Annotated in this window: 9 protein-coding genes and 1 pseudogene; 8 read left to right on the forward strand and 2 right to left on the reverse strand. The window is 48.6% G+C overall.

Going from position 1 to position 12,005, the window contains the following annotated elements:
• Nucleotides 1-4 precede the first annotated feature (4 nt).
• The gene (locus AC5RDV_RS10815; protein ID WP_008624600.1) at nucleotides 5-349 is read right to left on the reverse strand and encodes a hypothetical protein; all 345 of its coding nucleotides are present in this window, start codon (nucleotides 347-349) and stop codon (nucleotides 5-7) included.
• A gap of 78 nt (nucleotides 350-427) precedes the next feature.
• Between AC5RDV_RS10815 and AC5RDV_RS10820 the strand changes: the two genes are divergently transcribed.
• The 8 genes from AC5RDV_RS10820 to AC5RDV_RS10855 all read left to right on the forward strand — a co-directional run bounded on the left by AC5RDV_RS10820 (nucleotide 428) and on the right by AC5RDV_RS10855 (nucleotide 11,615).
• Complete coding sequence (locus tag AC5RDV_RS10820; protein WP_232038345.1) at nucleotides 428-1,111, forward strand: BACON domain-containing protein; 684 nt, start codon at nucleotides 428-430, stop codon at nucleotides 1,109-1,111.
• Between the two features lie 46 nt (nucleotides 1,112-1,157).
• Nucleotides 1,158-3,758 (forward strand): alpha-L-arabinofuranosidase family protein, encoded by a 2,601-nt coding sequence (locus AC5RDV_RS10825; RefSeq protein WP_282746809.1) that lies wholly within the window; start codon nucleotides 1,158-1,160, stop codon nucleotides 3,756-3,758.
• A 177-nt stretch (nucleotides 3,759-3,935) separates the two neighbouring features.
• Nucleotides 3,936-5,597: a glycoside hydrolase family 43 protein gene (locus AC5RDV_RS10830; RefSeq protein ID WP_282746850.1), complete on the forward strand. Its 1,662-nt coding sequence runs from the start codon at nucleotides 3,936-3,938 to the stop codon at nucleotides 5,595-5,597.
• Between the two features lie 36 nt (nucleotides 5,598-5,633).
• Complete coding sequence (locus tag AC5RDV_RS10835; protein WP_282746808.1) at nucleotides 5,634-6,800, forward strand: MFS transporter; 1,167 nt, start codon at nucleotides 5,634-5,636, stop codon at nucleotides 6,798-6,800.
• Nucleotides 6,801-6,820: 20 nt separating this feature from the next.
• On the forward strand, nucleotides 6,821-8,071 hold the full coding sequence (locus AC5RDV_RS10840) for a glycoside hydrolase family 88 protein (protein ID WP_282746806.1): 1,251 nt from the start codon (nucleotides 6,821-6,823) through the stop codon (nucleotides 8,069-8,071).
• Between the two features lie 110 nt (nucleotides 8,072-8,181).
• Nucleotides 8,182-9,327, forward strand: a complete 1,146-nt coding sequence (locus AC5RDV_RS10845) for a hypothetical protein (RefSeq protein WP_282746805.1) — start codon at nucleotides 8,182-8,184, stop codon at nucleotides 9,325-9,327.
• Nucleotides 9,328-9,380: 53 nt separating this feature from the next.
• Nucleotides 9,381-10,427 (forward strand): DUF4934 domain-containing protein, encoded by a 1,047-nt coding sequence (locus AC5RDV_RS10850; protein ID WP_282746804.1) that lies wholly within the window; start codon nucleotides 9,381-9,383, stop codon nucleotides 10,425-10,427.
• 204 nt (nucleotides 10,428-10,631) lie between these two features.
• Nucleotides 10,632-11,615, forward strand: coding sequence for a BF3164 family lipoprotein (locus AC5RDV_RS10855; protein WP_282746803.1), 984 nt, complete (start codon nucleotides 10,632-10,634; stop codon nucleotides 11,613-11,615).
• A 73-nt stretch (nucleotides 11,616-11,688) separates the two neighbouring features.
• On the opposite strand, the pseudogene AC5RDV_RS10860 reads toward AC5RDV_RS10855, so the two are convergent.
• A pseudogene (locus AC5RDV_RS10860) lies at nucleotides 11,689-12,005 on the reverse strand (hypothetical protein); the annotation flags it as partial.

Here is a 12,005-nt window from a genome sequence, read left to right on the forward strand (position 1 = left end):
TTTGTTAGAACAGAGTCGGGTAATCCATGCTTCTTTCTTCTTTTTCAGGAAATTCAACGGCTTCTTCCGATGGGCTTTCGGTGAAGTCGATTCGCATCTGTCGGCAGACGTTGGGTTTCAAGGCATACCAACCGCGATTGGCCGTTCCCATGAAAGGCGACGACGGTTTGCAGGACTGTGCCCATAGAAAGAAGCGTACATTTTGATAAACCCTTTCGTATGTCAGTTCCGTATTAAACAGTCCGGCGTGACGGTTGTAGACCTGTTTGGCGATGATGCCTACGGGAAGTCCTTCGCAGCCCTTCGTCTGCAAGATTTCATAAATATCGTTATAAAAAGGGTTTTCCATCTTGCAAAGATAATGATAAATAAGGATACTTTCAATTATTTATTTATCTTTGCTCGTCATTTTAATGAAATAAATATCATGAAGAAAGTAATTGGGTTTTCAGTAGCCTTGGCCGCTGTTTTGTTTGCGGCTTGTGATAATAAGGAGAATTCTTACAATTTTGCACAAATCATTTATCCGAGCGGATACGGCTCTGTGCTTTATGCCGACCAGACCGTTGATTCTTTGAGGTTTGCCACCACTTTCGATTGGTCTATTTCCGTGCCGGCCAACTGGATGCATGTCAATGAAGATTCCATGGCTGGAACTGTACCACAAGGATATTATATGGTGAAAAAGATTGATGTGAAGTTGGATGTAAACAACACAGATACGATTCGTACGGATTACATCTATTTCCATGCCGATGGCAAGACGTTGGTGACAGCCTACACGCAATATCACTATTTGAATATCGAGCGTCCGGTGCGCAGAAACTACCAGTTTACGTTGCAGGATACGGCTCGTCAGGTGCGTGACAGTTTGGTGTTCCAGACTTATGGTGACGACTGGACGTTGGCTTTCAAGGGAGGGGAGCCTGCGTGGGTGCGTTTGGCTGACGGGGCACCCACTTCCGGACGTTCCGGGAAATATACCGTGCATTACCAATTAGACCAGAACACGACGACAGCCGAACGTACGGCCGTGTTGGAACTGAAGAGCCGGGGCGTTTCGACAGACATCCGGATTAAACAGTTAGGGTTGAAAGCCGAAGAAGATTAAATGGTTAGGCAATATATTTTTATCTAATTATCAATATTAATTTGACATGAAAAAACATTTTGTGAACAAGGCTCTTTCTGCGGCTTTGTTAGGATGGGGATTGTGTGCATCCGTTTCGGTCGGAGCCGCAGTCCCTGATTCGGTGTACCTTATGGCCTATAATGTGCATGTGGGCAATGGGTTGAATTTTGCTTGGAGTGCGAACCGGCAGGTGTGGAAGGGGATTGGCCCTGGCCATGCTTTCGTCAAGAGCGATTTCGGAACGTGGGGGGCAGAGAAGAAAATGTACAATCCGAACCTGATGCAGATGCCGGACGGGACATGGCGTTGCGTGTTTCAGGTGAACGATTATGCCAACCAGTTTGCTGTGGCTTATAGTGAAGATTTGGTGAAATGGCGTCCGCAGGATTATCCTTATATGGAAGGGGTGAACAGCTGTATTGCACCGGTTTTGTCTTACGATGCGGCAACGGCTACTTATAAGGTGTTGTTCAAGACCAAGGATGGTGGGGTGTACGAGACCATGTCCAAGGATTTTTATCATTTCAGTAAGCCGCGCAAGGTTGATGCTTCCCTTTATCCTTCGGTAACGAAGCAGGCACTTGTGGACGGGCATCCGGTGAACGGACAAGTATTCAAGGTGTCGTATGCCGGAGTGGAGCGCATGGTACAGGCTGTAGAAAGCGCAGCATATTGGGCAGCACTCAACGGAGAATTGGCGCGAGACAATGAAGTGCGTTTCCAAGGCTTGAAACCTCTTGAAGCCACGATCAAGATAGATGCGGGCCAGACGAAGAAAATCAGTGATAAATTGATCGGTATCTTTTTTGAGGACATCAATTATGCTGCCGACGGCGGTTTGTATGCCGAGTTGGTGCAGAACCGTGATTTTGAATATTCCCAAGCCGATGTCAAGGGGGGAAACAAGGCATGGAAAGCTGATTTTGCCTGGACGTTGGAAGGCAACGGCGGGACGTGGGAGATACGGAAATCCGAGCCTATCCATGAAAACAACCCGAATTATGCCGTCGTGGACGTGAAACAGCCTGGCCAAGTGGCTTTGTTGAATGGCGGTTTCGACGGTATTCCCGTCCGTGAAGGTGAGAAATACGATTTGTCGGTGTTTGCCAAACAGTTGGAGGGAAAAGGCGGAAAGATACGGGTGAGCCTCGTGCAGGACGGTCGGGTGATGGCACAGACCATCCTTAAAGCACCCAAGTCGGATTGGAAGAAAATGACTGCGGTGTTGAAAGCCGATGCCGATGCCGACCACGCGTCCATTAAAGTGGAACCTTTGGGGACGGGCAAGGTGGCTTTGGACATGATTTCGCTTTTCCCGCAACAGACGTTCAAAGGGAGAAAGAACGGTTTGCGGGCCGATTTAGCTCAGGCGTTGGCCGATTTGAAACCGAAGTTCATGCGCTTCCCTGGCGGCTGTGTGGCTCATGGAGACGGTTTGCACAACATTTATAATTGGAAGGAGACGATTGGACCGTTGGAAGCCCGCAAACCTCAACGCAACTTGTGGGGCTACCATCAGACGAAAGGCTTGGGGTATTATGAGTACTTCCAATTCTGCGAGGATATCGGGTGCGAGCCGCTTCCGGTGTTGGCAGCCGGTGTGAGTTGCCAGAACTCGAGCGACTGCGGGCATGGACAGCAGGGAGGTATCCCGATGGACAAGATGCCGGCATACGTGCAAGACGTGTTGGATCTGATTGAGTGGGCCAACGGGGATGCCAAGACTACGAAATGGGGCAAAGTCCGTGCCGAGCAAGGACATCCGGCACCGTTTAACCTGAAGTATATCGGCATCGGCAACGAAGATTTGATTTCCAAAACGTTTGAAGAACGCTATCTGATGATTGTCAAAGCCGTGAAAGAGAAGTATCCTGACATCGTCGTTTGCGGTACGTCAGGACCGTGGTCGGAAGGTAGTGATTACGAGACCGGTTGGCGTTTGGCTAAAGACCATAAGATAGACATGATTGACGAGCATTATTATCAGACGCCCGGTTGGTTCATTTATCATCAGGACTATTATGACCAATACGACCGTAACGGTTCCAAAGTGTATTTGGGCGAATACGCGGCTCATGCTCCCGGCCGTCCCAACAACATAGAGACGGCCTTGTGCGAAGCCTTGCACATTTGCGGCATGGAGCGCAACGGTGATGTGGTGGCCATGAGTTCGTATGCTCCTTTGTTGGCCAAGGATGGACATGTGAATTGGAATCCGGACATGATTTATTTCAATAACAAAGAGGTGAAGCCCACAGTAGGTTACTACGTGCAGAAGCTTTGCGGCAACTATTGCGGCGACGAGTATATCGAAAGCACGCTTTCGGTGAACGAAGGCCGTAGGGGAGTACGCGATCGTCTGGCTGTCAGCACGGTACGCGATACCAAAACTGGAAAGGTGTACATTAAAATGGTGAACCTCCTGAATCATCCCGTGAAAGGGAAACTGGACTTGTCGAGCCTGAAAGACCGTTTCGGCGAGGCGCAGAGTTTGGATGCCCGCCTGCATGTGTTGACCGGCAACTGGGACGACCGCAATGCCCGTCCGAAGGAGAGCGACATCAAGGTGAAACCTGAATTCGACTATGAACTTCCGGCTTATTCGTTCAGCCTGATTGAGATTTAAAGGCTTGTCCGTTAGCATAAAAGAACCTTGCCAAGAGCTGATTTTGCTTTTTGCAAGGTTTTTTTGTATTCTTAAATAAGAAGAATCTGCTCTTCGTTCGTATATATAATAAAGGAAAGATTATAAATCGAATCAAACAGAAAGTATACAATGGTGAAAGAAAGTTTATCAAGAGGTATGTTGCGGGTGGCGATGTGTGGTTGCCTCCTTTGCGGAGGAATCCCGCTAGCGGCACAAACTCAGGAATACCTGTCTGAAGTATGGTCGCCCGATTTGGGCAATGGCATGTACAAGAATCCGGTGATTCATGCGGATTATTCCGACCCCGATGTCTGTGCCGTGGGGAATGATTTCTATCTGACGGCCTCCAGTTTCTCCTGTGTGCCCGGCCTACCCATCCTCCATTCCAAGGATTTGGTGAATTGGAAAGTCGTGAACTATGCCCTGAAGGAGTTGGTCCCGACGGACTTTTACGCTACCGTGCAGCATGGCAGGGGAGTATGGGCACCGAGTATCCGTTACCACGAAGGGGAGTACTATATCTATTGGGGCGACCCGGACTTCGGCGTGTATATGGTCAAGGCGGAAGACCCTGCCGGCGAATGGTCTGAGCCGGTGTTGGTCAAGGCTGCCAAAGGCATTATCGACCCCTGTCCGTTGTGGGACGATGACGGGAAGTGTTATCTGGCTTACGCATGGGCTGGGAGCCGTGCACAAATCAATTCCGTGTTGTGTGTGGCCGAAATGAATGCGGAGGGCACGAAAGTAGTCGGCCCTTCCCGCATCGTGTATGACGGAAATGATGATGTGAACCACACAGCCGAGGGACCTAAGTTTTATAAACGCAACGGTTACTATTACCTGATGTTTCCGGCCGGTGGCGTGCAAATGGGATGGCAGATGGCCGCCCGCAGCCGCAACGTGTACGGGCCGTACGAGGCGCGGCGCGTCATGGAGCAAGGGGATACTCCGGTCAACGGACCCCATCAGGGCGGTTGGGTGCAGACCGCATCCGGCGAAGACTGGTTCGTGCACTTCCAGGATAAAGGATGCTACGGCCGTGTGGCTTGGCTCGAACCCATGACGTGGAAAGACGACTGGCCGGTGGTGGGCGAGGATAAGGACGGTGACGGTTGCGGCAATCCCGTACTGACCTACCGCAAGCCGTCCGTGCCGTCTTCCGTCCGGGTGAATCCGGCCGAAAGCGACGAATTCGACACTACGGAGCTTGGGTTGCAGTGGCAATGGCATTCCAATTATCAGGATTTGTACGGATTTACCACTCCGTACGGTTTTATCCGTTTATATTCTTGGCCGTTATCCGAAAAGTATATAAATTTGTGGGAAGCATCCAATATGTTGCTCCAGAAGTTCCCCGCCGAGACTTTTACGGCCACGACAAAAGTCACGGTGGTGAGCAAGGAAGACGGTCAGGAAGGCGGCCTGATAGTCATGGGATGGGATTATGCGGCACTGACCGTGCGTCGGGAGGGCGACCGTTTCATCCTCATTCAGCGGGTTTGTAAGGATGCAGAGCAAGGCGGGAAGGAATCTGTGGAAAAATTGGCAGGTTTCGAGCCGTCCGAACATCAAACTATCATTTATTCACCCACGGTCAGCCGTTCGGTCTATTTGCGGGTACAAGTAGCCGGAGAAGGGATGTGCCGTTTTGCATACAGTCTCGACGGTCAGACGTTTACTCCCTGTGGCAAGCCGTTCAAAGCCCGTCAGGGCAAGTGGATAGGCGCAAAGGTGGGCTTCGTATGCGTGGAGCCGCATGCCGAACCTGCGGTCAACCGGGGGTGGATGGATGTAGACTGGTTCCGGGTTACTCCGTAAACGGGAAAAACACTCATTTTAAAATATAAAAACAACATGAAAAAACAAACATCTATGCTTGCGGTCCTTCCCGTTCTGTTCGGGTTCTTTGTGATGGGCTTTTGTGACATTGTCGGTATTTCGTCGGATTATGCGCGCGAAGCGTTCGGTTGGAGCCATACCATGGCCGGTTTCGTGCCTTCGATGGTTTTCATCTGGTTCCTTTTTTTTAGCATACCGGTGGGTATCAAAATGAATGCATGGGGACGTAAGAATACCGTCATGCTCAGTATGGCGGTCACGCTTGTGGGCATGCTCATTCCGTTGTTGAGGACTGATTGGGCATGTCTTGCGGGATATGCCCTGTTGGGTATCGGCAACACCATCCTGCAAGTGTCGCTTAATCCTTTATTGAATAATGTGGTGACCGACCAGAAACTGTTAACCAGTAGTCTGACTGCCGGGCAAGTTGTTAAGGCTGTTTCTTCGTTCTGCGGCCCGTTCATCATGCTTTTTGCCGTGAACATGTTGGGCGGTGGCGACAAGGACAACTGGTATCTGGCTTTCCCCGTGCTCGGAGCCATTACGTTAGTGTCCGCCCTTTGGCTTTACTTCACGCCCATACCCCATGAGAAAAGGGAAGACAGCGGCGTGACGATGGGGAAGGTGTGGGGCTTGCTGTCCGACCGTACCATCCTGTTGCTCTTTCTGGGTATCTTCTTCGTAGTGGGTATCGACGTGGCCACGAACTTCATCAGTTCGAAAGTCATGATAACCCGTTTCGGTTGGGATACATCGGATGCCGGTGTGGCTCCTCAAGTGTACTTCATTTGCCGTACGGCGGGGGCGTTCCTCGGCGTGTTCTTCATGACCAAGATTTCCGAGATGAAGTATTTCCGTATCAATATTCTGGCCGCTATTGCCGCCATCCTGGTGTTGGCTTTCTATGAAGATGCCACGGTGAATCTGATTTGCGTGGGCGGCATCGGATTCTTCTGCTCCTGCATTTTCTCCATCATCTACTCCATGGCCGTACAGCGCATGCCGGAGAAAGCCAATCTGATTTCCGGTCTGATGATTACGGCGGTGGCCGGTGGCGGTGCGGTGACCCCGTTGATTGGTGCGGCTACGGACGCGGCCGGTATCACAGCCGGTGTGTGCGTGCTGCTGATTTGTGCATTCTATCTCACTTTCTGCGCATACGGCGTGAAGAGTACACGATAGGGATTTTTAGAATGATAACAATGAAACGGATAAACTATAAAATAGGATTTGTATTGCTGTTGGAATTGTGCTGCCGTCTGGTGGCGGCCCAACAGCGGGTCGATGTAGAGAAAGACTTGCAATACTGTCATCGTCAGGTGGCACGTGCACTGGCAGGTTTGAAGAAAGACGGCGGATGGGATTATACCCGGATGCCGCGTAACATTCTTGCGGAAGACTTGAAGGAGGGTCGGACAGAGTGGAATTGTCGTCCGGCTACACCCGAAGAATGGTGCGGCGGTTTTTGGCCGGGCGTGTTGTGGTATGACTATGAATATGGGGGCGAGGCTTACATCGGACGTCAGGCCCGGAACTATACGGCCTCACTGGCTTATTTGGCCGACCGTGACCCGTACGACCATGATTTGGGCTTTCTGGTGTATTGCAGTTTCGGCAACGGGATGCGCATCGCGCCTTGTGCATCCTATCGGGATGTCATTGTAGGCACGGCCAATCAGTTGGCCAAACTCTTCAACCCCCGGATAGGTACCATTCTGAGTTGGCCGCGTGAGGTCGAAAAACAAGGATGGCCGCACAATACCATCATGGACAATATGATTAACTTGGAGATGCTTTTCTGGGCTTCCCGTAACGGTGGCGGACAAAACTTGTACGACGTCGCTGTGCGTCATGCCGAGACGACCATGAACAACCATTTCCGCAAGGACGGTTCTTGCTATCATGTGGCGGTCTACGACACGGTGAGCGGTAAGTTGATAAAAGGTGTCACGCATCAGGGGTATTCGGACCGGTCGATGTGGGCGAGGGGACAGTCTTGGGCCATTTACGGCTACACGATGGTGTATCGTGAGACCCGTGACCCTCGTTTTCTGGCTTTTGCGCAAAAGGTGACGGATGTGTACCTCAAACGTTTGCCCGAACGCTCGGACGACTGGGTACCGTTGTGGGACTTCGACGACCCGTCGCCATCGGCACCCAAGGATGCTTCGGCAGCCTGTGTGGTGGCTTCCGCTTTGTTGGAACTGAGCGTTTATGTGGATGCCGGGAAAGGACAGCAATATCGCAAGGCGGCAGAAAATATGTTGTCATCCCTGAGCCGGAACTACCAGAGCGGAGAACGTTGCGTGTCTTTCCTGCTTCACAGTACGGGACACCATCCGGCCGGGAGCGAGATAGACGCTTCCATCATCTATGCCGATTACTATTATTATGAGGCCTTGTTGCGCTTGCGCCGGTTGCAGCAAGGACGTCCGGTGTTGGGCATCGGATGATGACTTGAAACTTTCGGGTTTCTCTTTCACTGCCATATTGCGGTCGGGGGAGAGACCCGAAATATTTGTGATATTAGAATTCAATAACTTTAAATTTAATTCCATACGAAATGATGAGACCTATTTGGATGCCTTATGTTGTCGTGGGAGTATTGTTTGCCTGTGGTACAAAAGACAATGTCAACTTTTCTCTTGCTCCTGATTCTAAAGTTGAGATAAGCATACGGGATTTGTCGGTGGATACTTTGTATCTGGATTCCGTTCCTTCTTCTTACATGCTGTTTTCCGGTGTGCACGAAGATTACCTGTATGTGCTCGACCGTCGTCTTTGTCAGTTGTATCGTTTTGAAACATCAGGGAAGTTGCGTGATAAGAAGTTAGGTGTCGGCCATGCCAAAAACGAGACCGATATTATTCGGCCTGATTTGCATGCTTTTCTCAGCGACGGTTCTTTATTTATGAACAATGCCAATGGCGACTATTACACTTACGACGCTGATTTTATCTACAAGGATCGTTTTCGTATCCATTATAACCGCCGGTCGGACTTTACGAAGTCTTGGGAGGAATTATATCCTTCTCCTTATTCGTATATAGATACGGACGGCGAGTGTTGTCGTGCTTACGGACATAGGGTGTTTTATTCCGTGTGCTTGTCCCTTCGGAATGGTAACGATTATTTCGGCCAGACGGAAAACTACTTGAGGCAGGCTGCCAATATTGTCGAAGTTGATTTGGACAAACGGGGATTCGGTCGTTTGTTGGCGGTAGGGTATCCGGACAGTTACCGTGAGCGACCTTTGTCCAAAGCTCTTTTTAATAAGGTTCGTTTTGATGTGGCGGACAATGGCGAATTTTTTGTAACGTATCAGGCGGATTCTTTGATTTACTGTTATGATGAGACTTATCGTCCGGTGGCTTGTTTTGGGGTGGAAGGTACGGGGATGGATAAGGAATATCGTGAATTTGCCACGAAGAAAGAGACCTACGAGAATGCCCGTGAAGAAATGTCTTCCAGAGGGTTTTATAACTGGTTGGAGTGGGTGGACGAAACCGGTGTGCTTTTCCGGTCTTACCAAAAAGGTGATGTAGCGGATGTAGACGGCCTACAGATTTACCGCGACGGCGTGTTGGTGGGTGATGTGGATGTCCCCAAAGGGTTGAGGGTTGCCGGTTACGTGTCTCCCTATTATTATTCCTACGTGATGCCGGACGAAGAAAGGGAAGTTTTGTACGTATATCGTTTCAAGTTTTGAAGTTTCGGTGGCATTGGACATTATATATAGTTGAAATAAAATAATGGTACGAAATGAAGACAATGGTTTGGATGGCCGTGGCAGGTGTGATATGGACTTGTTGGGGCTGCAAAGACGAAAATGGTGTAAAGAAAGGAAAAGACGAACCGTGGGTTGTGGAAATCAAATCCTTCGAGGGAGATGAGTTGAAAGTGTCGGATATTTTGGCACGTATAGATACAGTGGAGTTGTATACGGATGGGAAGGCCATGGCTTCGATAGGAGATTTGTGTTTTCTGGATTCCATGGTCTATATATTGGACGCTTCGAAAGCCGTGTCGGCCTTCAACCTGCGTACAGGGAGATTATGCAAGCAGATACGGACGGTGGGACGGGGGCATAACGAGTATATTATGCCAAACGCTATTGCTTCAGGAGGCGGCCGGGTGCACTTGATGGATTTTTCCGGAAGATGTATCCTCTCTTATGATGCAGACCTGAATTTGTTGCACCGTACGCCTGTGGACTTTATGATGCATGACATTATTCCTGTAGATGACGGATTCTTACTTAGTAACAGCTCTCCCGGAGACCGTGAAGAATTGATTATTCATACGGATACATCGGGCAAAGTATTGGGTAAGTTCCTTTCTGCTGATTTAAGTCAGGCTATTTGGCCGGTGGGCAAACCTTTTATCCGTAATCCGAAGGGGGACGTTTTCCTGAAAGCACCCTTTTCCAACGGTATTTATGTTTGGCGCGATACGGTTCCGGTATTGGCTTATCGTGCGGACTATGGTAGCCTGACTCCCGAACAAGGTCGGGAGGCGGAAGACTTCCTGAGTGCGGGAAAGGTCGGGACGTTTCATGATTTCTTGACCTCCGACCGTTGGTTGGGTATTTTTGAATATTCAGATGAGGTCTATTGTCACATGGAAAGCCTGTCCGACGGACAATTCCACCTTCAAGGAAAGCTTGTGCGGGATGTCCCTGGTTTTTATCCCCAGTGGCAGTATGGTGAAGCGTTGGTTGGGGTTGTTCATGGTGATGATTACGGCAGCGAGGCCAAACTTCAAGAAACAAGATTGGGGGCGGTTCTCTTTTTTTATTATTTGAAATAAAAATAGGGATACAAACTTTTTTTCTTACTTTTTTCACATTTTTATTTGAACTTCGAATCGAATCTCGTATATTTGCGGATGTAAGTAGGGAAACTCTTACATTTATACTTTTCCAGTGGGGACGATGTGGAAGATGGAGTAGCATCGTCCCCACATTTTGATATAGTGGAAAAAATTTGTTACTAGTCTAATTATGATAATATCATGAGAAAAGTTCTTTTGTATGTATCGTTTGTTACAGCATTGGTGTCGTGTAATAATGATAAGAGTACGCCACGATGGGAAGAGAAACATAATACTCGTGAGTTTGGTGCTGTCATTTCAATGGAAACCTATCCGGTTGTAGTAGATGAATTTATGAATATAAAAGAGTGGTGCATCGTGGATACAATGCTCATTTGTAAGAACGACGGCGGTGAACCGTTTTATTATGTGTTCAACACAAATGATTTCCGAGTTACTGGAAAATTCGGCCGTAAAGGAAACGGGGAGAACGAATGGATTTCTCCTCATCTGATACCGATAACGGATACTGCTTATACCGTCATTGATAATTTTCGGTGGGGAATCTATGACGTGACGAAGATAGATAGTTCGTATGTGATTCAAAAGAAAAAGAATATGGGCGTGCAGATGCCTTTAAATTCCCCTAAGTTTGTCTCATATTCAACTTTTGGAAATATTTCATATAGTCCGCGAGAAATTGTATGGGAGATTACGGATATAGAGAATCTGTCATGTTCGGATTCGATTGTTTTTTTTGATGAAAGTAAAGGTGGTAATTCCATGCTTTATAATTTTTCGTATGATGTGGCGTTTGGGCATGCCGTATTTGCTTACCTTTATCAGGATGGTTTTATGATAGCCTCCTTGTCCGATGGGTGGCATGTGATACCGGAGTTAGCCGTGAAGGGCGACGGAGAAGAAAGGATGAAAGACGGAGGGTATTATACGGATGTGGTATGCGGAAAAAAATGCTTTTACATTTTATCGCAGGGGGACGTGGAGACATCCGGATTGTCAGGAGCATCTTCCATAGAGGTTTATGACTATGAGGGAAATCCTATGAAGAAAATAAACTTAGATATCATAGCGTCCCATATGGTTTACGATAAAATAAACAAAAGGGTTATTTTCAGTCCTTCAATGGATAATGATTTACACGTATTGGATTATGAGTTTGAATAGATAATTTATTCTTACAGCAAACCGGAAAACCATTGTGTTATGATTGGTTTTCCGGTTTGTGATAACAAGACACCTATAATTTCAAGATATCTTCTTTGGAAAGTCCGGTGGCACGAGAAATATCTTCCATGGAAAGCCCCATGGCTTTCAGGTTCCGTGCCGTGGATAATATCCCTTCAGCTCTTCCTTCAGCTCTTCCTTCAGCTCTACCTTCAGCTCTTCCTTCAGCTCTTCCTTCGGTCAGTCCTTCCAGTTTGGCTGTGCTCAACACATCATTCTGTATCATAATGGCATTGAGATGTTCGTCGTAGGCGTACCGTTCACCGGGCGTCATACTGTAGTACTTCAGTTTCTCCCGTGCTTCGCTCAACCCCGGAGTTTTCGTATCCG

It is taken from the genome of Paraprevotella sp., from assembly GCF_986071375.1.